Source organism: Salinivibrio sp. AR640 (assembly GCF_001995405.1).
Classification (GTDB): domain Bacteria; phylum Pseudomonadota; class Gammaproteobacteria; order Enterobacterales; family Vibrionaceae; genus Salinivibrio; species Salinivibrio costicola.
Genome location: NZ_MUFD01000002.1, coordinates 1 through 26,430 on the forward strand (window position 1 = coordinate 1; position 26,430 = coordinate 26,430).

At 49.5% G+C, this 26,430-nt stretch carries 20 protein-coding genes; 13 read left to right on the forward strand and 7 right to left on the reverse strand.

From position 1 onward, the window contains the following. From BZG75_RS01590 to BZG75_RS01600, 3 genes are all read left to right on the forward strand, one after another. On the forward strand, positions 1-188 hold a 188-nt coding region (locus BZG75_RS01590), incomplete at its 5' end, for a transposase (protein ID WP_199878824.1). A 102-nt stretch (positions 189-290) separates the two neighbouring features. Next, a complete protein-coding gene (locus tag BZG75_RS01595; protein ID WP_077575967.1) occupies positions 291-2,657 on the forward strand; it encodes a DNA polymerase II in 2,367 nt (788 codons plus the stop codon). A gap of 99 nt (positions 2,658-2,756) precedes the next feature. Then, a complete protein-coding gene (locus BZG75_RS01600; protein ID WP_077575968.1) occupies positions 2,757-3,023 on the forward strand; it encodes a DUF1289 domain-containing protein in 267 nt (88 codons plus the stop codon). Positions 3,024-3,145: 122 nt separating this feature from the next. Here the strand turns inward: BZG75_RS01600 and rplY are convergent, their stop codons facing one another. The 3 genes from rplY to BZG75_RS01615 form a co-directional block, all read right to left on the reverse strand. Continuing rightward, entirely contained in the window at positions 3,146-3,427 is a 282-nt protein-coding gene (rplY, locus tag BZG75_RS01605) for a 50S ribosomal protein L25 (protein WP_021023262.1), read from the reverse strand. Positions 3,428-3,567: 140 nt separating this feature from the next. After that, positions 3,568-5,367, reverse strand: a complete 1,800-nt coding sequence (locus BZG75_RS01610; RefSeq protein WP_077575969.1) for a DEAD/DEAH box helicase — start codon at positions 5,365-5,367, stop codon at positions 3,568-3,570. Between the two features lie 111 nt (positions 5,368-5,478). Further along, on the reverse strand, positions 5,479-5,940 hold the full coding sequence (locus BZG75_RS01615) for a GNAT family N-acetyltransferase (RefSeq protein WP_077575970.1): 462 nt from the start codon (positions 5,938-5,940) through the stop codon (positions 5,479-5,481). Between the two features lie 286 nt (positions 5,941-6,226). Between BZG75_RS01615 and rsuA the strand changes: the two genes are divergently transcribed. The 7 genes from rsuA (at position 6,227) to BZG75_RS01650 (ending at position 14,904) form a co-directional block, all read left to right on the forward strand. Further along, positions 6,227-6,919, forward strand: coding sequence for a 16S rRNA pseudouridine(516) synthase RsuA (rsuA, locus tag BZG75_RS01620; protein ID WP_077460585.1), 693 nt, complete (start codon positions 6,227-6,229; stop codon positions 6,917-6,919). Between the two features lie 246 nt (positions 6,920-7,165). Next, entirely contained in the window at positions 7,166-8,374 is a 1,209-nt protein-coding gene (locus BZG75_RS01625; RefSeq protein ID WP_077460584.1) for a Bcr/CflA family multidrug efflux MFS transporter, read from the forward strand. Then, the gene (locus BZG75_RS01630; protein WP_077575971.1) at positions 8,371-9,036 is read left to right on the forward strand and encodes a DUF2913 family protein; all 666 of its coding nucleotides are present in this window, start codon (positions 8,371-8,373) and stop codon (positions 9,034-9,036) included. Before BZG75_RS01625 ends, BZG75_RS01630 begins: the two co-directional genes overlap by 4 nt. Positions 9,037-9,124: 88 nt before the next feature. Next, positions 9,125-10,501, forward strand: a complete 1,377-nt coding sequence (locus BZG75_RS01635; RefSeq protein WP_021023256.1) for an MATE family efflux transporter — start codon at positions 9,125-9,127, stop codon at positions 10,499-10,501. A 147-nt stretch (positions 10,502-10,648) separates the two neighbouring features. Further along, positions 10,649-11,320: an ABC transporter ATP-binding protein gene (locus BZG75_RS01640; RefSeq protein WP_077575972.1), complete on the forward strand. Its 672-nt coding sequence runs from the start codon at positions 10,649-10,651 to the stop codon at positions 11,318-11,320. After that, complete coding sequence (locus BZG75_RS01645) at positions 11,301-13,775, forward strand: FtsX-like permease family protein (protein ID WP_077575973.1); 2,475 nt, start codon at positions 11,301-11,303, stop codon at positions 13,773-13,775. Before BZG75_RS01640 ends, BZG75_RS01645 begins: the two co-directional genes overlap by 20 nt. Before the next feature lie 10 nt (positions 13,776-13,785). Then, complete coding sequence (locus BZG75_RS01650) at positions 13,786-14,904, forward strand: lipocalin-like domain-containing protein (RefSeq protein WP_199878825.1); 1,119 nt, start codon at positions 13,786-13,788, stop codon at positions 14,902-14,904. Here BZG75_RS01650 and cra read toward each other — a convergent pair. Beyond that, on the reverse strand, positions 14,901-15,914 hold the full coding sequence (cra, locus tag BZG75_RS01655; RefSeq protein ID WP_021023252.1) for a catabolite repressor/activator: 1,014 nt from the start codon (positions 15,912-15,914) through the stop codon (positions 14,901-14,903). The genes BZG75_RS01650 and cra overlap by 4 nt on opposite strands. 503 nt (positions 15,915-16,417) lie before the next feature. On the opposite strand from cra, the gene fruB reads away from it, so the two are divergent. The 3 genes from fruB to fruA are packed head-to-tail and all read left to right on the forward strand — an operon-like array spanning position 16,418 to position 20,332. Continuing rightward, positions 16,418-17,614, forward strand: a complete 1,197-nt coding sequence (gene fruB / locus BZG75_RS01660) for a fused PTS fructose transporter subunit IIA/HPr protein (RefSeq protein ID WP_077575975.1) — start codon at positions 16,418-16,420, stop codon at positions 17,612-17,614. After that, positions 17,611-18,567, forward strand: coding sequence for a 1-phosphofructokinase (gene pfkB, locus BZG75_RS01665; protein ID WP_077575976.1), 957 nt, complete (start codon positions 17,611-17,613; stop codon positions 18,565-18,567). Before fruB ends, pfkB begins: the two co-directional genes overlap by 4 nt. Positions 18,568-18,595: 28 nt before the next feature. Continuing rightward, positions 18,596-20,332, forward strand: coding sequence for a PTS fructose transporter subunit IIBC (gene fruA, locus BZG75_RS01670; protein WP_083717921.1), 1,737 nt, complete (start codon positions 18,596-18,598; stop codon positions 20,330-20,332). Positions 20,333-20,403: 71 nt separating this feature from the next. Here the strand turns inward: fruA and BZG75_RS01675 are convergent, their stop codons facing one another. From BZG75_RS01675 to BZG75_RS01685, 3 genes are all read right to left on the reverse strand, one after another. Further along, the gene (locus BZG75_RS01675; RefSeq protein WP_077575978.1) at positions 20,404-21,852 is read right to left on the reverse strand and encodes a glyceraldehyde-3-phosphate dehydrogenase; all 1,449 of its coding nucleotides are present in this window, start codon (positions 21,850-21,852) and stop codon (positions 20,404-20,406) included. A 410-nt stretch (positions 21,853-22,262) separates the two neighbouring features. Continuing rightward, on the reverse strand, positions 22,263-22,949 hold the full coding sequence (locus tag BZG75_RS01680; RefSeq protein WP_077575979.1) for a DUF3334 family protein: 687 nt from the start codon (positions 22,947-22,949) through the stop codon (positions 22,263-22,265). Positions 22,950-23,077: 128 nt separating this feature from the next. Continuing rightward, on the reverse strand, positions 23,078-26,263 hold the full coding sequence (locus tag BZG75_RS01685; RefSeq protein ID WP_077575980.1) for an ATP-binding protein: 3,186 nt from the start codon (positions 26,261-26,263) through the stop codon (positions 23,078-23,080). Positions 26,264-26,430: the final 167 nt, after the last annotated feature.

Sequence of the window (26,430 nt, forward strand, 5' to 3'; positions counted from 1 at the left end):
AAAAGCACTTACCAGCAATCCTTAATGCAATGCGGCTGAAGGCATCGAATGGCCTGGCGGAAGCTATAAATGCCAAAATCCAATACATGAAGCTTAGAGCCAAAGGCTTTAGAAACAAACAACGGTTCAAGACAGCGATACTGTTCTATTTTGGGGGGCTTGATATGACTTTCCACCATGAACGGTGAAGAGCCTTATCTATACAGTAATTAGCCACGTTTGTTACACTGTCCTTATCATTCACACGATCCATATCGATAACGCCTGTGACTTCATCGACTGCGCCCTATATGCAGCAAGGGTTTGTGATCACGCGCCAGCAGCGTGATTGGGGCCATACCTCAACCATTGTTTTATGGCTTTCCACGCCAGAAGGCCCGATCAAACTCTGTATTGACGATCAGCACAGTGTGTTTTTTGTGCCGTTGGAAGAAAAAGCGCGGGTGGAGGCGTTATTACCTGCTATCGATTCCAATGCCTATTGCAAACCGGTACCGCTAACAACCTTCCAACATACGCCTGTTGCAGCCTGTTATTTCACCAGTGTTAAACGTGCCCGAGAAGGCCAGAAGGTGATAACGCGGGCTGCTATTGCGCTTTATGAAGGGGATTTACGCTTGGCCGATCGTTATCTGATGGAGCGCTATATTTGTGGCAGCTTGTTGTTTACCGGTCAGGCCCGTCAACGTCAGGGCTATCTAGAAGTGACGCAAGGCAAAGCGAAGCAAGCGGACTATACGCCCACGCTTCATCATGTCTCGTTGGATATCGAGTGTTCACAAAAAGGTCAGCTTTATTCGGTGGGGTTAGACAGTGAAAAAGACAGTCGCGTGATCATGGTCGGTGCGCCTCAGAACGATGCCCCGGCGTGGATAGAGTGGGTGGATAACGAAGAGGCTTTATTGGTCGCCCTGGAGCGTTGGTTCGCACAATACGATCCAGACGTAGTGGTGGGCTGGAATGTGATTGATTTTGACTTTCGCCTATTGGTTAAACGCGCGCAACGCTACCAGCGTGATTTACGCCTTGGTCGCGGCGGGGAACGCGCTTTTTGGCGTGATGGTGGTAGCAATAAGCCGGGCTTTATCAGTTTAGCCGGGCGGGTGGTGATTGATGGGATTGATGCGCTAAAAACCGCGACGTATGGGTTCCGATCTTGGGCGCTAGAGGCGGTTGCACAAACGTTATTGGGCGAGGGGAAAGCGATTGATGATCCGCATGATCGTATGGCCTCGATTAATCGCATGTTTCATCAGGATAAAATCGCGCTTGCGACTTATAATTTACAAGATTGCCGTTTGGTTAACCGAATCTTTGATCACACTCACTTACTCGACTTTTTAATCGAGCGTTCACGCTTAACCGGGGTAGAGCTCGATCGCGTGGGCGGCTCGGTAGCAGCATTCACTAACTTGTTTTTACCGCGTTTGCATCGTTCCGGTTATGTCGCGCCTAATCTAGCCAGCGAAGGGTGGATCGCGAGCCCTGGTGGTTATGTGATGGACTCCAAACCCGGCTTATATCACTCAGTGCTGGTGTTGGATTTTAAATCGCTGTATCCCTCGATTATTCGTACCTTTCTTATTGATCCGCTTGGACTCATAGAGGGGTTAAAAGCACAAGAGGCCGGTCAGGAAGCCGACACGGTCCCTGGGTTTCGAGGCGGTGTTTTTCATCGAGAAAAGCACTACTTACCGGCATTGATTGATGAGTTGTGGCAAGCGCGTGATCGGGCGAAAAAAGCCGGTGAAAAAGCGTTTTCGCAGGCAATTAAAATTATCATGAATTCCTTCTATGGCGTGTTGGGCTCATCGGGGTGCCGTTTTTTTGATCATCGCTTGGCATCATCGATTACCATGCGCGGCCATGAGATTATGAAGACCACTCGTGAGTTGATTGAGGCACACGGCTTTGAGGTGATCTACGGTGACACAGACTCTACCTTTGTGTCATTGGGGGGAGAAAAAGCAAGCGAGGACGCCGATGCCATCGGGCGAAAGCTTGTTAGCCATGTGAATCAGTGGTGGTCTCAACACTTGCAGGAAACCTATGGTCTCGAATCCTTGCTGGAAATTGAATACGAAACCCATTATCAACGCTTTTTAATGCCCACCATTCGTGGGCAAGAAACCGGGAGTAAAAAGCGTTATGCAGGACGGATCGTCAATCCTGATACCGGCGAGTCTCATTTGGTCTTTAAAGGGTTAGAAACGGTAAGGACGGATTGGACACCATTGGCGCAACAGTTCCAGCAACAGCTTTATCAACGTGTGTTTGATGGTGATGATGTCGATGCTTTTATTCGCGATGTGGTCGCCTGTACGCAACAAGAGGAGCGTGATGCCGAGCTGGTGTATCGTAAACGGTTACGACGCCCGATTGCGGAGTATCAGAAAAATGTGCCACCGCACGTGCGTGCCGCGCGGCTGGCTGACAGTGAAAATCAAAAACGTGGCCGCCCTGAACAGTACCAACGGGGGGGATGGATTGAGTATGTGATCACGGTTAATGGGCCTGAGCCGTGTATGTATCGGCGTAGCCCGATGGATTATCAACATTATATTGATAAACAGCTTAAACCGATTGCTGATGGCATCCTGCCGTTTATTGGTAAAGAGTTCGACACCTTGGCGCTACCGCAATTGGGGTTGTTCTAAGCACGTTTGATCGTTTGTCTTGTTCGGGCAGTTTTTAACGCGCGACTTGCAATTGTGTCTGCCACCCGCTTGAATGAAAGAATCAGCAGGGAGGATGACGTGGAACAGCTCGATTTCTTCGAGGTGCCGAGTCCGTGCAAAGGCATCTGTCAGGTCAATAACAAAGGTTACTGCAAAGGGTGCTTTCGCAGTCGCGATGAGCGCTTTTATTGGTATGACTTTACCAACGAGCAAAAGCGCAATGTGGTTCGCTTATGCCACCAGCGTTATTTGCGCATTATGCGTGCCAAACCCCAACAGACACAGGAAACCGCCTTAGAGCCGGAAACTCTTCCACATCAGCCTTCGCTGTTTGATGACAGCTAACATCCCAGCGAATACTTCGGCCAGAGTGCTTGATACGCAAAGCGTGCTACTTATAATGTTTAAACACAAAAAAGGCGCCCCTGAGGACGCCTGATCTCATTCCATCTTTATCGACACAGCGATTAGATGCGGATGAAGTCCATGTGTTCAACTTTTGGCTTGAACGGGTGACGTTGGATGTCTTGTGGCTTCACTTTTACTTCTTGGCCATCAATAACCAGGATGATGCCTTCGTAGAATTCAGGCTTGTCCATTTGGTTAACCACAACAGGGTGGTTCAGTGCGATAGATACAGGCTCTTGGTTGCCACCGTAAACAATCGCAGGGAATTTTTTCTGATGACGTAGGCGGCGGCTCGCACCTTTACCCTTTTCTGTACGTACTTCAGCTTCGAATTTAAACATAATTAATAACTCTCTTTAGAGTGAAAAAATAGCACTGAGCGTAGCGACCTAACTCAGTACCCAAAAACGAGCGCGGATAGTAGCACTGGTTGCGCGCGAAAACAAGCGTCATCGGTGCGCAGAAGGCCTGCTTGCGCGTGTTAGTCGGCTTCTGCAAAGGCTTGCCCACGACTTTGTGCCAACATCGCCTGCAATCTGTCTTGGCTAATAAAACTATCGACATCAAAGATCTTCTGGCGCAGATGCCAAAAACGGCCTTGTTTGCGTGCAATGACAAAATCAGGCGGACGAAATCGATGTTGTGACGCTGTCACTTTAGTGGGCGCGGTTTCGGTGAAGGGACGATGGCGATCGACTAAATGTGGGCGAACAAACCGCGCTAAAAAGTCGTGTTTCTGTTTCTTGGTCGCAAGTGGCCAGACTTCGTGTAAATCGTTGCCATCGTTGGTGTGATAGGTCACTTTTAACTGCGGTTTTTGGTAGCGATTTTTGCCCGCTGTGAGGGTCATATCGGCACACGCCACCACAAGCGCGTCTTTGAGTTTGAGTGCCTCACGCAGTTTTTTATCTGGATCGATTAACGGCGCGTCGCATTGGTGGCAGCGGCGGGCGGCAATATCGTTATCGGTGCCGCATTCATCGCAAAATTTAGCGCGAAACCGATAGCCGCAGATTTCACGCTCCCCGGTCTCGTCTTCAAAATATCCTTGGCATTGGCGACCGTAATGCTCAAGCAAAAAGCCGTTGTCATCCAGTTTGCCCCAAAAGCTATTGTTAAACCCGCACGCAGGGCAAGGAATGGTGACTAACTCGCTGTCGCTATCGGGTTTAGGCATACCAATTTCGGGCTGATACAGGTCGTAAACATTGCCGGCATAATCAAGGATAAGACAGTCTTTTTTTCCGGGCGCTAATCGCAATCCACGACCGGCTATTTGCTGATAAAGGCTCACTGATTCCGTGGGACGTAATATTGCAATTAAGTCCACATGAGGGGCATCAAACCCCGTGGTGAGAACGGAGACATTGACCAAGTATTTCAGTGCTTTTTGTTTAAACGCCTCAATAAGACGATCTCGTTCAAGGCCAGGGGTGTCGCCGATGATCAGCGCGGCGCTGTCTTTAGGAAGATAAGTGATGATTTCTTTGGCATGGTTGACAGTCGCAGCGAAAATCATCACCCCTTGGCGCGGGCGCGCATACTCAAGGATTTGTTCGACAATTTGCGGGGTGGCACGCGGGGCATTGGCGACGACCTTATCGAGATCCGCGTCACGGTAGTAGCCGCTGGCAGTGCGTGAGACTTGTGAAAAATCATAGCTAAGAAGCGGTGCATCCAAAACATGGGCCGGGGTTAAAAACCCTTCATCCAAAAGATGGCTAATGGGCAGTTCGAAAACGCAATCGCGAAAAAAACGGGTGTCAGTGGTGCGGACTTTACCACTGGTGTGGTACTGATAAATCCAACCTTGCCCCAACCGATATGGCGTAGCGGTTAACCCGAGTACTTTTAGACCGGGATTGACATGTTGTAGGTGCTGAATAACACGACGATAACTGCTGTCTTCGTTGTCAGGAACGCGGTGGCACTCGTCGATCACTAGCAGCGAGAATTGGTCGGCAAAGGCGTCGAGGTTGCGTACGACCGATTGTACCGAGGCGAACACGACCTTTTCATTTGATTCCTTACGTCCTAAACCAGCGGAGAAAATACCGCCGGTGAGCCCATAGCCTTCATACTTGGCGTAGTTCTGCTCGACAAGCTCTTTAACATGCGCCAAGACCAGAACTCGGCCTTTGGCAATACGCGCTAATTCAGCGATCACCAAACTTTTCCCGGCGCCCGTGGGCAGAACGGCAACGGCAGGCGATGTATGACGGCGAAAATAGTGCAGGACGGCTTTAACAGCGTCAGACTGGTACGGACGTAAGGTATACATAATCAAAAAACGGCCTAAGTGAGGCCGTTTAGTTTACTGACTTGTTCGCTCAGGTACAGACTATTTATACCCAACCGATAAATTTATCCCTAACCGATAAATCACGGTCCATTATAGCCGTTTCGTGAAAATACAATGCTGACGGCGTGGTTGGTAATCAAACTGCTCGTAAAACAGGCGAGCGCCTTTGTTACCAATGTTCATTTCTAAAATCACGGCCACACACTGCCTTGTTTTGGCTTGCTTTTCTACCTCAGGGATCACTTGCGAACCCACGCCTTGACGGCGCCAGGTTTGCTGAATGAAAAACTGATCGATCACACCGACGCTGCCGCCATTTTCGACACTAAAACTATAGGCTAAGACGATAAACCCGATCGTATCCGTTCTTCCTTCGTGCTCAACATCAATCAGAAATACATCGCCACGCTCGGGTTGTGACAATAGTGTGTTAAAGGTAGAAACCACCGGCTCGCGATCAAACGGCAAGGCCTCATGCTCATGTTGTTCGCGCGAGAGTGTGAGTAAGGTTTCCAGGGTATCGACGTCAGGGCGGCGAAGAGAGACAATCATGGTGTTTCCTTTTTATCACTGATTGGTCAAGACGACCGTATCATACTCGCCAAGTCGGTAGGCTCAATCTCGGTGCGTTTTTCGATTAGCACGATGTGACAGACTCGGCGTCTCAACAAAAAGCGTTTGGTAGTGCTTGCATTATGACTAACGCATGTCACCGACAATGAGAGTGAGTGTATCTTATTGCTTTCAGTTTTGCCGCCAAATCTAGTAAAACTTGATCTGTGTCTTCGTGGCGATGTGACGTATAATCGCCGCAAACATAGGTGTAATGAATGGTAATATGCGGATAGATAAATTTTTATGTGAAACCCTAGGGGTAACACGAAAGCAAGCTGGCCGAGTGCTGAAAAGTGAAAGCGTCACCATCGATGGTGAGATCGTAAAATCTGGCGCCATCAAAGTCGGTAAAACCGCGGATGTGCAATTTGAGGGACGATCGTTAACCTTGTCTGGCCCACGCTACTTTATGATGCATAAACCTGCGGGCGTGGTGTGTTCACACGAAGATGCCTTTAATCCCACGATATTTGTTTTGCTCGATGAAGTGAACGCAGAAAAGCTGCATATAGCGGGTCGCCTGGATGCAGACACAACAGGCTTATTGTTACTGACCGACGACGGCCAATGGTCTCACCGTATCACGTCACCCAAGCATCAGTGTACAAAAACGTACCGGGTGTGGTTAGCCGATCCGATCAGTGAAGATACGGCGAGTCAGTTTGAGCAGGGTGTGATGTTACGCAGTGAGCAGCAAGCGACATTGCCCGCTAAGCTCGAGCAGGTGGGTGAGTATGAAGCCTTATTGACGATTCAAGAGGGTAAATACCATCAAGTGAAACGTATGTTTGCCGCAGTCGGTAACAAAGTAGATGCTTTGCATCGCGAATCTGTGGGTGCGCTTGAGCTCGATGACACGCTCGAGCCTGGCGAATATCGCCCTCTCACCGATGAAGAAATTGCCTTGTTGGCATAATTAAGTGTGACACCTTAGATCCCACCTAGGGCAACGATCGACCCGAAAGCACAGTTCTCGCTGTGCTTTTTCAATGTGAGCGAAGTAATTTTTTAAGCGGGTTTTGAACATTGTTTTTAAAGACTGGTGTTAAAGATTGGTGATGAAAAGAAAGACATTCTTTCCCACTACGCAATAATAAATTGTTACACTTTGACCAATCTCACGTTATTTCCCTTTTTCCTGTCTTTTACGTTAAGGAGTGTTATGTCGCAATCATCGGCTGTTACGTCGTCCCCAGCGCAGTTAAGTTGGCTGTTAATCCTGGTGCTTGGGGCCATTGCTGCATTGACCCCATTGGCGATCGATATGTATTTGCCCGCCATGCCGGCCATTGCCGCGGATTTAAACGCGCCCAGTAGCGCGGTAAAGTCGACGCTGGTGGCCTATACCGCTGGCTTTGCGATTGGACAGCTTTTCCACGGCCCAATTTCGGACAGTTATGGTCGTAAACCTGTGATGCTTGGTGGCGTTGCGCTCTTTTTTATCTGTGCTGTGGTCAGTGCGATGGCCCAAGATATTGATGTATTAATGATTGCGCGTACCACACAAGGCTTTGCCGGTGCAGCGGCGGCGGTGATCATTCAAGCCTTGGTGCGCGATATGTTCGAGCGCGAAGAGTTTGCGCGTACCATGTCGTTTATTACGTTGGTGATGACGATTGCACCTTTGGCAGCGCCAATGATTGGCGGTTATCTGCTGACTTGGTTTGACTGGCGTGCGATTTTTTGGGTCCTGGCAGGATGGGCCTGCTTTGTGACCTTGTGCATTATTTTTCGGATCCCCGAAACGTTACCGCGAGAAAACCGTCCGCCCATGCGGATTGGTGCCTCGTTGCGTAACTATGCCCGTATGCTAAAAACCCCCTTTGCGGTAGGAATGATCTTTTGTTCTGGGTTCTCGTTTGCTGGGATGTTCTCGTTTTTAACCGCGGGCTCGTTCGTCTATATCGACTACTATGGCGTCAGCGCCCAGATGTTTGGCTATCTTTTTGCGCTTAATATCGTTTGCTTGATTGTGATGACGTTTATCAATGGGCGCTTGGTCCGCAAAATGGGATCACATTGGATGCTGCGGCTCGGGTTGGGTATCCAGCTGGTGGCGGGCATTGCCATTGCTGTTTTTCAATGGTTAGACATGGGGCTTTGGGGCACGGTGATCCCGGTGATGACGTATGTCGGTGTGATTTCAACCATCGGCAGTAATAGTATGGCGTGCTTGCTGGCGTGCTATCCACAAATGGCAGGTACTGCATCATCATTGGCGGGTACCATGCGTTTTGGTATTGGATCCCTAGTCGGTGCAGGCGTTGCCGTGGTCTCTGATGGAACACCTTGGGGGATGATTGGCGCCATCGCGATTTGTGCGATACTCTCTGCCGTTTTCTACTGGACGCTAGCACGTAAAGAACCATGAGTTATGTCATCACCATTCAAACCGTTATGGCTGCGGCCTTCGATGAGTTAGCTGCCGCCATCGATGCTAAAAAAGTGGCTGATGCGCCAGCCGCTCGCGAGGTGTTTTTAGGTCGTTGGGTGGCGCAAGCGGTTAAGAAACAGCGTTTTCACCACAGCGTAAAAGCGGATTTGCAACGTTGGACGCAGCGTGCCCGTAGTGCCGGCACTCAAGCCGGATTAGAGGCCGAATTTCGACACATTCAGCAACTCTATACGCAGTGGTTTCCGGTCGATGAGCCGGCAAGCCCGGTCCAGCACGCCCAATTACAACAGATGATTGATAGTGCCCGCGAGGCGGGTTGGATGCTGCACACCCAGACGCCGATTGATCGAAAGGTCAAGATTGTCTCTGAAGGACAGCATTCACTGGTGGTATGTCCTGAGGCAACTCAGGCGGCATTCAATGCAGAAGGGCACTTAGCTCATCCTCTTAGCATTTATGTGCGTGGACCAGAAATTGATGTAATGAATTGGGCGCATCAAGCCAAACTAGCACCCACGAAAGTCACGGCCTATAAGTCGATCGTTAAATATCATGCTGAATATCGACTTTGGCCCGACAATCATGCGGATTGCTTAATGGTGATGCCGCGGCAATCTATGGTGAAAGAATACCGCTGATGAGCATTGAGAAACCGTCTGAGGGCGGTTTTTTCTTGTTTGAAAGCCACGTAAACTAGGCGCGTTGCCTTATCGGTTGGAGTCTGTTGTGAGCGCTGTTTCTCGTCCTTTTTTTGATGTGGTGTTTTTAAAACGCTTACTGTTAATTGCCATTCCCATTGCCCTCCAAACCATGATGTTTTCCAGCCGCAGTTTGGTCGACATCCTGATGGTCGGTCAGTTAAGTGAGGCTGATGTCGCTGCGATTGGGATTGCAGGGAAAGCAATGTTTGTTTCCACCCTGTTAATTTTTGGGGCGATGACCGGTGGCTCTATGTTGGTCGCGCAATACTGGGGCGCGGGCGACAGGCAAGGATTTCGAGAAAAAATTGCGCTGACCGTGACCCTAACTAATGCCACTGCGGCGTTAAGTGCCTTTGTTTTTTGGGTCTATGCGGACGTCATTATTGGCTTTGCCAGTGATAACCCAACGGTGATTGCCTTGGGGCAAGACTACTTGCAGATCGCGGGGTTATCGCTGTTTTGCTTGGCCAGTGTGTCAGGGCTGGCGGCGGGGCTGCGTGCCATGCATAAACCGGGGATCAGCACTTTTTTTAGTGGCGTGGGGATCAGTGTGAACATCCTACTCAACTGGGTGTTTATCTTTGGTCACTTCGGCGCGCCAGAGCTCGGATCAAAAGGGGCCGCAGTGGCAACGGTTCTCAGTGGTATTGTGGAAGTTGTCGCCTTGTATACCTATTTGTACCGTCGCCAACACCTTGTTGCCTTTTCCCTTGCTGAATGGCGCACGTCGCTCTCACTGGTGGCAGTAAAACGCTTTTTGGCGCTTTCTTTGCCGACTGCGTTTAACTTTTTAATGTGGTCGTCCGGCTTGTTCATTTACCACGCCATTATTGGTCATGTGAACGAAGCAGGGCTAGCCGCGATAGCGGTGATCACTCCGGTTGAGTCGTTATCGCTCTCTTTTCTGATTGGCACAGCCAATGCCGCTGCTGTGTTAGTGGGGAACAATCTGGGTGCTAAACAAACCGATACCGCCTATCATCAAGCATGGCAAGTGGCGGTGTTTAATTTGATTGCAGGCGTCTTTATTGCCGCAGTGATGCTGCTGATTAAACCTTGGGTCTTGGGGTTTTTCCCCGCATTGACTGGTGAAACGGCGCAAATTACTGAATATTTCTATTGGGCAATGTGTGCGCTGATTGTGGTTAAAACCATCCCAATGGCGATGATCGTTGGTGTGCTGCGTGCCGGTGGTGATGTGCGCTACTGTTTGGGGCAAGACTTTGTTGCGCAATGGTTGATCGGTATTCCCGTGGTGCTCGCTGCTGCCGTGGTGTTTGAATGGCCGGTTTATTGGGTCTATGCGTTATTGGCGACAGAAGAAGTCGTTAAATGGGTCGGCTCTGTCATTCGAGTTAAATCGGGCGTATGGCTAAACTATCTTGTCGATGATGCCCGTTGATTGAAAAGAAGACGCAATGGGAAGCTGTCTACCTAGTTTTGCCCTTTTCTCAGCCTCTTAATTGGGGTACATTGCCAAATTAGTCAAACAGTGTGACCTAGTTCTCGTTTATTGCTGTTTTAAAACACTATGAGGGTGTGCATTGGCATGTTAGCAATTAAAGCGCTGTGCAAGGGATATCAGGACGGGGGCGATTTTCATCCTGTGCTTCAAGGCGCGGCGATGTCGCTGTCTTCCACCAGCCAGCTTGCGCTGATGGGAGAGAGCGGCTCAGGCAAGAGTACTTTACTGAACTTAATTGCTGGGTTGGATAAACCCGACAGCGGTGAGATCTGGCTGGATGATACCCCTTTACACGCGTTAACCGAACGAGAGCGTACTCAGTTCCGTCGTCAGAACATTGGTCTTATCTTTCAGCAGTTCAACTTGCTTCCTACGCTATCGATTGCCGACAACATCCGCTTTTGTCGCCAGTTAAAAGGGCTCAAAGACGATGCGAATTTGTGGCGGCAAATTGTCTCTCAGCTTGATTTAATGCCGCTATTAAATCGATACCCGGAAGAAGTGTCAGGCGGGCAGCAACAGCGTGCCGCGATCGCCCGTGCTTTATACATGGCCCCCAAATTATTGTTGGCCGACGAACCTACCGGTAGCTTGGATGAGCGCAACGCGGATGCGGTCATGCGTTTGCTAACCACGTTGACACGTCAGCAAGGCTCGAGCCTTTTATTGGTCACGCACAGTGATACGGTTGCCAGCTACTTACAGGGCAGCATTGGGCTGCAAGGAGGCGTGCTCAGTGTTCGGGCCCGTCGCTAATGCACTATGGGGGCACTATCGCCGCCATCCTTTTCAGATTTTGCTGGTATGGCTAGGGCTAACCCTTGGGGTCGCTCTGCTTGTTGGCGTGTTATCGATTAACCAACACGCCCAGCAAAGCTATCGGGAAGGCGCCAAGCTGTTTAGTAATCCTTACCCGTTTAGTATTCATCATACCCAGCGGACCCAACGTGTGCCGCAGGCGTTTTATATTGATTTACGCCGGGCAGGCTTAACGCAGTGTGTTCCTATTGATCGCTTGCAAGTCGTGACACCGTCACTTGATGATCTCAATCTTATGGGCGTTGATACCATTGCCATGTTGCCGCTGTTAGCTGAACGTGGCGGTGATAAAGGGCGTGCAAACAAAGGGATATCACCGGTCAATGCAATCACGCCGCCTTATCCGGTTTATGTTGGTGAGGCGATGGCGAACCATAAAGGCTGGAAAGATGGGCAAATGATTGATCTGCTTGATTATCCAGCTATTGGCCCCTTGCGAGTACTCGACAACGATGCCCTGAGTATGGGGACGTATTTAGTTGCCGATATGGCGTTGCTACGTACCTTGTCCTCACACGCCGGTATCGCCGACATCCTGTGTGGGTCTTTAACGCAAGCGGAGCGCCAGCAGATTCGCAATGTGTTACCACCTGCACTGACATTGACCAAAACACAGGCCACACAGTTAGGGCCGCTCACCCGTGCTTTCCATCTTAATTTGCTTGCCATGGGATTACTGGCTTTTGTGGTGGGCCTGTTTATTTTCTACCAAGCGATTTCGCTTTCAATGACACAACGACAACCGCTGGTGGGGGCGCTACGCCAACTCGGTGTTGATGGGCGTCAACTCTCTGGGGTTATGCTTGCTGAGATTCTCGCATGGGTTGTGCTTGGCGTGATGAGTGGCAATGTGCTGGGCTTGATGCTCGCCAATCAATTACTCCCTGCCGTCGCTACCACCTTGTCTGACTTGTATGGCGCTGATATTGACTTGGTGATGCATTGGCAATGGCAATGGGGATTGGCGAGTCTGTTGCTCGCGATCTTAGGGGCGATGATGGCATCAGCCTGGCCGCTGGTGCGCTTACTTAACACATCGCCGGGGCGCTTATCCCAAAGAATGACACTAATTCGAGGGACACACCAAGAGTATGCGGTGCAAGCGATCATCGCGATACTATTGGGCGTAACAGCTTGGGGCGTGTCTTACTGGGAAAGTAGCCAATGGCAAGGCTTTACGCTGATCGCATTAACCATGTTAAGTGCCGCCCTAGCGTTGCCCTATGCCTGTGGCTGGTTGTTTCATACCTTGGCGCGCGGCTATGCGGGCGCACGTTGGCGTTGGTTCTTTACCGATGCGGCGGCCAGTTTAAGCTACCGAGGTGTCGCCGCGATGGCCTTTATGCTTGCTGTTTCTGCGCATATAGGTATGGAAACCATGGTGGGGAGCTTTCGCACCAGCACCGAAACTTGGCTGCAGCAACGGTTAGCCGCGGATGTGTATGTTCGACCCGGCAATGCTTTGCTACCCAGAATCGAATCCTGGCTTGAGCAACAAGAAGACGTGTCGCAATTTTGGGCCACTTATCGACGTGAGTTGGTCGCGCCCCAAGGACGCCTGGAGGTGTTATCGGTTGGTGATCGAGCGCTAGAAAAGCAATCGTTAGCCGTCAAATCGGCCCAACCCCAATATTGGTCACAATTACACCAGCAACGTGCGGTACTGTTAAGTGAATCACTCGCCGCTAAATTTGACGTAAGTGTTGGTGAAATGGTTAATCTGCCCGCACCGATGGGCGAACGCTGGCACGTGGCAGGGATCTATTACGATTACGGTAATCCATACGGACAGTTGGTGGTTTCAACGCATAGTGAGGCGGGCGAATGGCTAGCACAAGGACGCCCATCGTTGGCGGTGGTACTTGATAAAGAAGCTCCAAGTGATCATTTTGTTGATCAAATGAATACACGGTTTAGCCTGAGCAATGGTCAGGTGCAAAATCAAGCCGACATTATGCGTTACGCCATGCGCATTTTTGATCGAACGTTTACTGTCACCGAAAGCTTGTGTGTGTTGATGTTGATCGTGGCGATTAGCGGCTTGTTTTTCGCAACGTTAGCCACGGAGCTATCGCGGCAACGCCAGTACAGCTTGTTGCGTTATTTGGGCCTATCAGGGCGAGAGCTCATTGCTCTTGGGGGCGGGCAATTGGTGATCCTTGGGTTAGTCAGTGCCCTTATCGCGATCCCGCTTGGCTTGGTGTTAGCGGGCATGTTAATTCATGTTGTTCTCAAAGCATCGTTTGGTTGGACAATGACTATGAATTTTTTCCCAATGACCTATGCAACGACCATTAGCCTATCAATACTCGCCTTAATGGTGGCCGGGGCGTGGCCGGTTTACCGTATGCTTAAGCGGACAGCCGCCGCGTCGTTACGTGATGCGCAATAGGAGAGTCGCCGTGAGATCAAGTCAGCGAAGGTTAAGCTCTATTGGCCGTGTAGTGTTTGGCTTAATCGGAGTGATGGTGTTGGGGGTCTTGATCGGGTTGGGAAAACAGTCTTCATCGTCGACCGACTTAGCGGATGGCTTTGATGTGTTTGGCCAACAAGATGGCTTTGCCGCTGTTACGCCTGATTATACACCTCTCTATCCGCAGGATATGGCCTCTCATCCTGCATTTGCCACGGAATGGTGGTATTTGACAGCCACACTGACGGATAATGCGGGACAAGAATACGGTGTGCAATGGACTCTATTTCGCCGTGCGCTGAGTCCTCGCCATCAAACAGGATGGGCAAACCAGCAGCTTTATATGGCGCATGTTGCTATTACGCGTGCCGATCAACAGTGGGAAGCCGAGCGTTTTGCCCGTGGTGGTATTGGTCAGACTGGCGTGACGCTGTCACCATTTCAGGCTTGGCTGGATGATTGGCAATGGCAGGGGGACGATCAACCTTTACCGGCGCAAGTCCGTGCATCATGGTCCGATAAGGATGCAGCATTGGGGTTCGCACTCCAGGTGGCTGACGGTGGCTTGCGCGTGAAACAGGGCGAGCAAGGATACAGTATTCGCCATGCCAATGAGCCGTCAGCGTCTTATTACTTTTCTCTGCCACAATTGACCATTGAAGGTCAGCTTATCATCGATGGTGAGACAATACCCGTTTCGGGAAAAGGGTGGTTCGATAAAGAATGGTCTAGCGGTGCGATGGCATCGGATCAAAGCGGATGGGATTGGTTCGGGCTTAATTTAGACGATGGTCGCGCGTTAATGGTCACCCAAATCCGAGGCAGTCAGCCCTTTATGTTTGGTTCATTAACGTATCCAAATGGGCGCATTGTGGCCTTAGCGCAATCGGATATTCGGATGTTACCTATTAGCCATGCCAAAATGCGCGAGGGGGTCAGTTTGCCGATAGCCTGGCAGATACAAGTACCAGACGAAGGGATTAACATCACTACGCAGCCACTCAATGCGCAAAGTTGGATGGCGCTGAGTGTGCCGTATTGGGAAGGGCCAGTGCGCGTGCAAGGAAGCGCAACAGGCCGCGGGTTTATGGAAGCGACGGGCTATTAATTGAGGCCAACCCAGGCCTGGGTTTGATGTGGGCGCCATATTGGCTGACGCTCGACGGTAATCACGCCAGGCTGGTTATCGCCTTGAGCGGCAGACACCGCAAGGCTTAAGGCAGCATCACTGATCGCTTCAAATTGCTGCGGCAAAGACTGCACACCAAAAGGCAGAAAGTCTAAAATACGGCTATCACCAAAAGTGGCAAAATACAGGGCTGTGGGGGCGATACCGGTCTGACGAATCGCATCCAGCACACCCTCGCAAAGGGTAAACGATGTCGTTAAAAGCGCATCGGGTAAATCCCCAGCGTCTATCCATTCGGTCATTAATCGCTGTCCTTCTGAACGGCTAAAGGCATTGCCATAGCGTACTTGTCCCTCGACGTGCTGTGCGTGTAATGCCTGAAAAAAACCTTGCTCACGATCTTGAGATATCGCCAGAGCCGGTACTGCACCGATTAACCCAGCTTGATAGACATCGGTTGGGCTGATCAAGCGATCTGTCAGCTGATAAGCCCCTTTCGCATCGTCCGTTAAAACGTTGGCAAATTGTGTGGCATCTAAGCCACGGTCAATCGCGATAATCGGGGTGCCTTGCTGCTGTAGTTTCGGATAAAAGGCATTATCGGCCGGTAAACAAGAGGCCACAATTAAGGCATCAATCTTTCTGGATACTAGCGTCTGTGCAACCGTTTTTTCTCGCTCAGGATCGTCGTCTGATCCCGTAATAATAACCTGATAACCCTGATCATGCGCCTTGCGTTCAAAGAGTTTGGCTAACGTTGCATAGCTGGTATTAGCAAGATCCGGAACCACTAAGCCCAGTGTTTGGGTCGTGCCTGCTCGTAATGCCGTCGCTGCGCGGTTAGGTTGATAATTATGTTGCTCGACCACCGCCATCACGCGTTGACGTGTTTGCTCGCTGATCCGGTAACGGTCGGCTTTACCATTAATCACATAACTGGCTGTTGTGCGTGACACCCCAGCAAGGCGGGCTATTTCATCTAGCTTCATAAACGAATCCTTAGTGCGCCGATCGTTATTGATGGCTTTGTGAATGCGATCAAATTTTGCACATCCCCGATCAATAATAGGCTTGCATTATAAGCTAAAACGATTCAGCCTTAAAGCTGAAAGGTTTCAGCTTTGGATGTAAATCGCGTCACCATCACACGAATGTTATTTATTGCGTCGTGTTTCGATAATCGTGGCTAGAATGAATCGACAGTAACGATGAGATTCATTTCATCGATAACGCGGGTAATTGCGGCCAAAAGCTGAAACGATTCAGCCAAATGGTATAGCGAAAGACTGTACACAAAAAAACATTATTAGGGTCTGACGTAACGTGAATGAAGACCAATCCCTGATCCCGATATACCGTCATGACAGCGTGGTCTGGCGTGACAAAAACGATTAACCCGTGCATTTGGCACTGACCCTTTGCACTTGGCACTGAACCTTTGCACTTGGCATTGACCCTTTGCACTTGGCATTGAAATAAGAGGAAAGCCCTCATGCTGGCACTTAACGCACAAGATATTCATATGCAGCAACATGCTGCCTCCAAGCAAGACGCGATTAAAGCCATTGCCGGTTTGCTGACGCAAAAAGGACTGGTAGAGGCCGGCTATCAAGACGGCATGTTAGCGCGAGAAGCACAAACCAGTACCTATTTGGGCAGTGGGATTGCCATTCCACACGGCACAACCGATACCCGTGATCAGGTTAAACAAACGGGGGTGCAGGTTTTTCATTTCCCTGATGGTGTGGATTGGGGAGACGGAAATCTTGCATATGTGGCCATTGGTATTGCCGCTAAGTCTGATGAGCACCTTAGTATTCTACGCCAGTTAACCCGTGTGCTATCTCAAGAGGGCGTTGAGGAAGCATTGCAAAAGGTTGAGCGTGCTGAAGAGGTCGTTGCGATCCTCAATGGTGAAACAACCGGCGCACAAAGCCTAACCTTTAAACCAGAGATGATACTGAGCGGCTTTCCAGCTTCAGACATGACTACCCTCCAAGCAGTGGGAGCCGGCCTGCTCAAAAACCATCATTGTATCAATCACGAGGGCGTGAGCCAGTTAGTGGCAGGCAATCCTATTCATTTGGGTCAAGGGCATTGGCTGCTTGGGATTAATCAAGGCGTTGAACAAACAGGCGTATCCGTTGTGATGCCGGCAACGTCATTGACGCATCACGCGCAGTCTGTCAATGCACTTTGGTGCATAGCAGCGAATAATGCGGCCCATGTTCCTGTCTTGAAAACCTTAACGCAGTGGAAAGCCGACGATCAATTGGCGACCTGTATTGACCTCTCGCCACAGGCGCTGGTCAACGCATGCATTCCCCAGACGTCAACAGGGGCATCGCCAGCGCCAGCGATGGCGTCGACCGATGAACGTCAAAAAGCGACCGATAAAGCGACTCAAGAAGGTGAAAACGGTACGTTTACCATCACCAATACGCATGGTTTGCATGCACGTCCAGGGGCAATGTTGGTCAACACCGCGAAAAAATTTGATGCGGATATTCAAGTTGCCAATGCGTCGACCCAATCAGATTCGGTCAATGCGAAGAGCTTGATGAAAGTGATTGCTCTAGGGGTAAAACATGGTCATCAATTGCACTTTACCGCGCAAGGTGCGGATGCAGCGCAGGCGATTTCTGCACTCGGGAATGCCATTAAAGACGGATTAGGAGAACACGCATGAGTGCCATCTTAACCGTCACCTTTAATCCAGCTCTCGATATGACAGGAAGTGTCGGGGCATTGCAACCGGGTGATGTCAACTTGGTGCAAAACTACACCCTGCATCCTGCAGGAAAAGGCGTCAATGTTGCACGTGTGTTAAGCGATTTAGGGGCCACTGTGTCGGTCTCTGGCTTTCTCGGTGCAGACAATCAAGACCCATTTTCCCAGCTTTTTGCTGAACACGGCGTTGCCGATCACTTTTTGCGCGTGCCAGGGGTAAGCCGTACCAATGTCAAGCTGGTAGAAAATACAGGCCGGGTAACGGATTTAAATTTTCCCGGCATGGCGGTAGACCCGACCCATATTGATGCGTTGACCGAGACCTTGCACGCATTGGCAGCAAGCCATGAATGGATCGTATTGGCGGGCAGTTTACCGCCAGGTGTCACCACCGAACAGCTGGTGATGTGGATTAGCACCTTGCGAGAAGCAGGCAAAAAAGTGGTCGTCGACACCAGTCAACACGCGCTTCGTGCTGCCATTGATGCAACGCCTTGGTTGGTTAAGCCCAATGAAGCGGAGTTAGCACAGTGTATTAATGAATCTATCAGTAATGAGCAATCTGTTTTATTAGCGCGTGGTGAACAGCTCTTTAACCAAGGGATCGCTAACGTGGTCATTTCGCGTGGGGTTGATGGGGTATTGTGGCGCGATCATCAAGGCTGGTTAAAAGCCGTAGCGCCGGCCCAGCAGGTGGTGAGTACCGTTGGTGCGGGGGACTCCTTGGTCGCGGGTCTGGTCTCTGGCTGTCAAGCTGGGCTGAGTAAAGAAACGGCACTTCGCCGTGCCGTTGCCATATCGGCGCTTGCCGTCACTCAAGTGGGAGTGGGGGTGAGCAATCATGAAAATGTGAATCAATTATCCGAACAAATCAGCGTGTCGCCTGTTGAGTTGTCAGTGCATGCACAATAAAAACCAATCCATAAGTGGGGTAGAAGGTATGAATCTGGTCATTGTTACGGCATGCCCTAGTGGTGTCGCCAATACTGTTATTGCGGCGGGGCTTCTCGAGCAAGCCGTCGATGCAAAAGGATGGACGGCACAAATAGAGTGTCAGTCGAGTGTCCAATCGACAAAAGTATTGTCAGCCGCAGAGATAGAACACGCCGATCGCGTGCTGCTCGTTGGCGATCCGAAAGAGACGGCGCGCTTTAATGGTAAACCTGTTTACCAGGCAAGCCTTGATGAAGTCATGGTGGACGCACAGGCCGTGTTGACGGCGGTATCGAATCAGGCCCAGCCTTATGAGGCTTCCGTATCCAGTGAAAGTGGTGACGAACAACCGGTTCGTATTGTCGGGATCACGGCTTGTCCGACGGGCGTTGCCCATACCTTCATGGCCGCTGAAGCGATTGAAGAAGCCGCGAAGGCGAGAGGGTATCAGGTTAAGATCGAGACACGTGGCTCGGTGGGGGCGAAAAATAACTTAACTGATCAAGACATTGAACAAGCGGATCTTGTCTTTATCGCGGCGGATATTGAGGTCGATCTCAGTCGCTTTGCCGGTAAACGTTTATATAAAACCAGTACTGGGAGCGCGTTGAAAAAAGCGGCACAAAGTTTGGATGATGCTTTGGCGAACGCCCACGTTCACCAAGCCGGACAAACCAATACCGCGAATAGCACTGCAAACCAAGGTGAACGGAGTGGCGTTTATAAACACCTTATGACCGGGGTGTCACACATGTTGCCTTTGGTTGTGGCCGGGGGGCTAGCCATTGCGCTCTCGTTTGTGTTTGGTATTGAGGCGTTTAAAGAAGAAGGGACGCTTGCAGCGGCCTTAATGGAAATTGGCGGTGGTAGCGCGTTTGCGCTGATGGTCCCGGTACTGGCGGGCTTTATTGCCTTTTCTATCGCGGATCGTCCGGGCCTGGCACCCGGGCTTATCGGTGGTATGCTTGCAGCCTCAACAGGCGCGGGCTTCTTAGGGGGTATTCTGGCTGGTTTCATTGCCGGTTACAGCGCTAAATTCGTTGCGGACAAAGTCAGCTTACCGGCTTCAATGGAAGCGCTCAAACCCATATTGGTGATCCCGTTATTGGCCAGTTTATTTACCGGTTTGGTGATGATCTATGTGGTAGGTGGCCCCGTTTCGGTGGCGATGGAAAGTTTAACAACCTTCTTGCAAAGCATGAATTCAACCAATGCCGTCATCTTAGGCGTGTTACTCGGCGCCATGATGTGCTTTGATCTCGGTGGCCCGGTGAATAAAGCCGCGTATACGTTTGGCGTTGGATTGATTGAAAGCGGTACCTACATGCCAATGGCTGCCATTATGGCTGCAGGCATGGTGCCGGCATTAGGAATGGGTTTATCGACTTTCCTTGCCAAACGCAAGTTTAACGATGCCGAACAAGAAGCAGGTAAAGCGTCATTCGTTTTAGGACTGTGCTTTATTTCAGAAGGCGCGATTCCGTTTGCAGCGAAAGACCCGATGCGTGTTATTCCATCGTGTATTGCCGGTGGCGCATTAACGGGGGCGATCTCAATGTTGATTGGCGCGAAATTAATGGCGCCGCACGGTGGCTTGTTTGTCTTGCTCATCCCAAATGCGATTAGCCCTGTCTTGCTTTATCTCGCCGCCATTACGGCCGGTACCTTGGTGACAGGTTTAGTCTATGCGTTGATTAAGCCGGTGAGCCAAGCATCACCATTGACGGCAACCCAGTCGTCTTAGTCAGACCTAAAACGCGCACGTAAAAAAGGCCCTTGATGGGCCTTTTGTTGTTTATGATAACGCTGTGTTGCTTATGATAACGATTCCGGCTGAGGGACCACAGGATAGCGAACCCCCATCATTTTCTCCATACAATGGATGACCTGACAGCTGTATCCAAACTCGTTGTCATACCAAATGTACAGTACGCAGCGATTACCCTCGGCAATCGTCGCCTGGCTATCTACCACGCCAGCAAAGCGAGATCCAATCAAATCACTCGAGACGAGTTCGGTGGATTGGGTATAATCGATTTGGCCTGAAAGCGGCGAGTAGAGCGCGACGTCTTGCAGGTACGCATTGATTTCATCTTTGTTGGTGGCGTGATTGAGGTTGAGGTTTGCAATCGCCATCGAGACATTCGGGGTTGGGACACGCACTGAGTTGCCAGTGAGTTTTCCTTTTAGTGCCGGCAATGCTTTTGCTACCGCGCTTGCTGCGCCCGTCGACGTCAGTACCATGTTGAGTGATGCTGAACGACCACGTCGATCGCCTTTGTGGTAGTTGTCTATTAAGTTTTGATCATTGGTAAACGAATGGACGGTTTCAATATGACCACTATCAATGCCAAATTTATCCTGCATGGCTTTGAGCACTGGGGTAATCGCATTGGTGGTGCAACTGGCGGCGGAGATAATTTTGTCATCGTGACCAATGACATCATGATTGACACCGAACACCACATTTTTAAGCGCGCCCTTACCTGGGGCGGTTAGCAAGACTTTGTCTGTCCCTTTGCTATCAAGATGCTGACCGAGTCCTTCTTCATCACGCCACATCCCCGTATTATCGACCACTAAGGCATGGTGAATGCCATACTGGGTATAGTCGACCTCAGTTGGGTTATTGGCATAAATGACTTGAATGAAATTACCATTGGCGATCAGAGCATTACGGGTCTCATCCACAGTAATGCTGCCATTAAATGGACCGTGCACCGAATCACGACGCAATAAGCTGGCGCGTTTTTCCAAATCGCCTTCTTTGCCACCACGGACCACTATCGCACGTAAACGTAATGGATAGCCTGGCCCACTTTTCTCAACCAGTAGACGTGCGAGTAACCGGCCAATACGGCCAAAACCATAAAGCACCACATCTTTGGGCTCGACGCTGTTGCCAGTGCCGATTAAGTGATTCAATTGGCTATGAAGAAAATCAGTAATCCCATGCTCACTGTCATGTGATTGCCAGTACGTCCACGCCAGCTGGCCAATATCAATTTTACTCGGGGCCAGGTCGAGTTCGGCCATCGCTTCGATTAAAGGGAGGGTTTGGCTCGGGGCTAATGTGTCGCCAGTGTAACGACGTGCGACGCGGTGAGCTTTAATAATATCAATGGTACTAGCGTTGATAAGCTGACGGCCAAAGAGTTGAATCTCTACGCCTTTTTGGCGATAGAGCTGGCTCAACAGCGGATACATGGTTTCAGAGTGAGTTTGACTGGTTTGCCAGTCGAGTAGGTAGTGTTCTGGACTCATGAATCGACCTTTTCACGAATGATTGTGGGTGGGCAGGGTGCCCAGTAGGGTAATGGACTGATCATTGCCAGCCTTATTATTTTGTTGCGCAGTCTAAATGACCCAGAATTATTCACCTACTAAAAATAAGTCCTAAAATTCAACCACTCATGTATGATTATGAGCGATAAGAACGAGTAATAGAGCGGGAAGTTTGTGATCAAGATGGTAACTTATATGAAACAAAAGCGATAAATTCAATATTATTGTGAGCGGGAAAAGATGAAATGTTATTTTGTTTTTTGTCGAAAATTAAGTGGGTAAAACACAAAAAAGTCGCGAACAAGCAACAATAATGGCTACTTGTTCACGAATTGAGGCGTAACTCACTGATTTTTAAGTTCGATGTTAATTTATATGGGCGTTCGTGCTCAGATCCCGAGTTCATCTAACAAGTCGTTACTGCCATTGTCTTTCTTTTCATTTTTATCGTTAGATTTTCCTTCCAGCTGACGCACGGTTTCTGCCTCTAAAATAGAATCCGGATCGACTTCTTCGCCTTCTTCAAAATCTTGCAGCTGAATGAATTCAGTGCGTTCCATCGCGAGTTCTAGATAAAAAATATGATTATTTTCGGTGGTAAAGCTGACCCGGCGCGCTTGAGGTTTATCAATATTGCTGTCGACAGACACGGAGATATTTTTGTTCACCGCCATCATCTTCGGCTGGTTTTGCGTGATAGACGTCTGAATTGAGCGCTTAATCTTGCCTGTGAAGTCACCGATGATTTGGTTCATCAGTTCGCCAAGTACATCACCGACTTCATCCGCTGTATGTTGAGTGGCAAGCTCTTCTTCGGGGATCCCCATATGCTGCATATAGTTGCGATAAATCTCTAACGCCGCTTGTGAGGAGAAGTTAATCACGACGAGTCCCGAAAAGCCGCCATCAAATAATACAAAGCACCCGATATCCGGCTTAAGACTGGTTTTGACTATTTTTTGCACCATTGCGGCATGATGCACGGGAGAGTCCGTGGCTTTGGTTAACACTGCTGTGGCAGATTGACATAGTTTGAGCAGGATGTCCTCGGAGGTGACAACTTTGGTTTTTCTCATTATTCACTACCGTTTTGGTTGCTGATACTTACCTTGAGTGTGGCACCGGAACGCGAGGTTTGTACACCGATTTTCTAGATATTCGGATAAGGGATCACACCGATTCACTATTTTTGATGTTGGACACATTAAGTCTCAAGCGTGTCGAGCGCACGAGTCAGACGTATGATCGCCGTTTGCATCTGCGCTAACGCTTTGACAAGTGCTTGTGTGTCCTGTGTGTTGGCAGCATGTTCGGCGTCAAGGCACGCTTGATGCAATTCTGTTGCGCCAATACTGCCTGTCGCGGACTTCTGTTTATGTGCTGTGTCTTTGATATCTTGCCAATCTGTAAACGGCGGCGCTAACTGGCTCAGCGTGTTGATGCTCGGTAAACTGCGCCGGCGAAATATCGCAATGATATCAAGATAAGCGTGTTTCTGGCCGGCGTAGAGTCGTTCGATAACACTTAAATCTAAAACGGTTGGCGAGCTCTCGTGTTGCACAGAGAGGGTAGACGTTTCCTCTTGCGCCTTGTCGGTGGTTGAATGGGAACCTTGGTGAAGCCAGTGACTTAAGCGGCTTTCGAGCTGCTCTAACTCAATGGGCTTGGTGATATAATCATCCATACCCGCTGCAAAACAACGTGCGTCTTCACCACTGAGTGCATTGGCAGTAATAGCGATAATAGGGACGTATCCCGTGGATGACTGCTGCTCTCTCAATGCGGCTGCGAGTGCATAACCATCTTTATTGGGCATATGGCAGTCTGTTAAGACCAGATCAAAGCGCGTGCTTTGGTAAGCCTGCAATGCTTGTTCACCATCATCAACCATCACAACGTGATAACCGAGATAATGGAGTTGTTGTGTCAAAACGCGTTGATTAGTGGGGTTGTCTTCGGCAACCAGTATATGTCCACGTATCGATTTGCCATGGCGCTCTCTTGCTTGCATATCGGGGATAATATTTAGCTCGAGAGATTCCCCCAACATGCTAACCTCTGGGCTGTCTAAGCCTAAACACACACGGATCCCATGCACTAAGCGGCGATAAGTGAGCGGTGAGGCAAAAAGCTCGACCAGGTATTTGTTAGGATGGGTATTCAGTGACAGCTTCTCTCGTAGCGCAATGATGTGTTTCACCCCAAGCGCATCAAAACGCGTCTCGTCACTTGTGTCCTGAGTGATCAAGAGAACATGTCTGGCAGCGACAAGCGCAGGCGTGCTTGACGCCTCCTTTTGTAGGATAAGCGTCTCGTTTGGATTAGCTGTCGCATGTGCAATACCTAAATGATTGAGATAGAGGTTGATGGCGTGTTTTAGCTCGCCGTCGGGTAAATCAAGGTAAATAAACAGTGTGTCGATATCGTCACGACTAAGTGGCGCAGGATGAGGTGCACCTAATCTGTCAGTGGTGTAACTTAAGCGAACTTGAAATTCGGTTCCTTTATCCTGTTCACTCTCAACCGTTATCTCACCATCGAGTAAATCGATAATATTTTTACAAATCGCTAAGCCGAGTCCGGACCCACCATACTCACGCGTAGTGGATGATTCTGCTTGGTTAAAGGGTTGAAATATGGTGTCTAATTTGTCGGGGCTGATGCCTATACCATTATCCGCTATTGTGACGTTCAATCCTGTTTTTTCCGGTGTGCCTGTGTCGAACTGTGTGATTTTGACATCGACTTTTCCCAGCTTGTCACGGTGACTGCCAGAAAACTTAATTGCATTGCCCACAAGGTTATAAAGGACCTGTTTAAGCCGGTTAGGATCGCCAATCAGTGAGTCAGGCAGTTCAGGATCAATAAATAGTGACAATGTCACATTTTGTTTTTTGGCATTGTGGCTCACCGTGTCCATCACTTGATCAACCGTTTCAGAGAGAGAAAAGGTAACCTGCTCCAGCTGCAGTTTTCCTGATTCGGTGCGGGAGAAATCAAGAATATCGTTAATAATCGAAAGCAATGAAAGGGCTGATTCTCTTACTGTGCTCAGCAACCCGTGTTGGGATTGGGTTAGCGAAGAGCGACGCAGTAGATCCAACATCCCGATGACCCCGTTCATGGGGGTGCGTATTTCATGGCTCATGGTGGCAAGAAACTGCGCTTTAACCCGAGATGCACTTTCAGCTCGTTCCTTTTCTGCTATCAACTGCTCACGTGCTTGGTTGCGCGAGATAATGTGGGCTCGGAATATCACTAAGCTCTGCGCAATCTTTCCGACTTCATCGGTTCTATCTTGAAAATGACTAGACGGTGGTGTCATGTCACCCGCGACCAGTCGCTGCATCGAATCTGCCAGCGCGGCGATTGGCTGAGTAAAAGACTGATAAATATAAAAATACATGCCGCTACTGACAAACAAAATAAATAACAATAAATAGCCAAGATTCAATTGATTGGAATGAAGAATAGATTGTAAGTCGGTCATTGAGCGGGTAACTTCATTACCTGTGCCTTGTGCAAAACGGGAAAGTGCATTCTCTAGCGCATGATACTCATGATCGCTGAGCGTGCGAACTGCCTTCATGGCAGCGACTTTGGCGTTCGGTTGGTAATTGTTAAAAATGGCAATACCGCTGCGCTTAAAGCTAGTAAAGTGATTGTTTAATCGCGCAATTTTTTTGAGTGAGGCAGGGTCATTAAGCTCGAACTGTGTTAATGACAAATATTGCTCAAAGGTAACCATATCTTCCATAAAGTATTGACGGCTACTCGTGCGACCTTCTAAATACTGATTTAGCTCGGTAAGCATATCGCCGTTTTCATCGACGAGCTCGTCAAGGTATTGTAATACCGCTAAGTTGTCAGGTTGCTTTAACTCCTGGGTGGCTTTGAGTTCGGCAACGAGGTTATCAATTGGGCGAGCGACATCAATGGATAATCGTATCAATTGCTTGCGTGCCCATTGCTCAGCCACCGGATCAAACTCGGTTAATACTTTTTGATGTGCGATGCGTTGAAAGCGTTCGTAGAGTTGACTGACTTTTTCGAGTTGTTGTTTTTCATCGGGTTTGATGGTTTTTAGTTTTTTTAGCGCGTTTTCAAAGTCTTGTTGATTCTCTAGAAACACTGATAGCGATTCGTGCCGTCCCATGACATATTTAAGCATGCTAGCATTCATGTCGCTCACCGAACGTAGCATCTGCATCGTAATAATGGCGCTAGGAATTTCGTGATGGGTAGCGCGCTCTACATCACGATTGACACGCTCTTGCATGATATAGCTTGAAACCGATAATCCGAGCACCATCAGCGTGATAAACGTCATGATTAATCCGATTTTGCTGACAATGCTCTTACTAAATGGGCGCGGACGGTTTACCTTCATGGTTTTTTCCTACATCCTTGTGAGCGATTGATTCGGGCGTATCCGTGAAAACAGCTCAGTGTGTGGTTTATTTTCATCACTGCAAACCAAAGCTATACTGCAAAGAAGAGTGGGTCAGCAGTTTGCATGAGTAAAGTGTGGCATGGATAAGCAAGAAAGGCTTACCG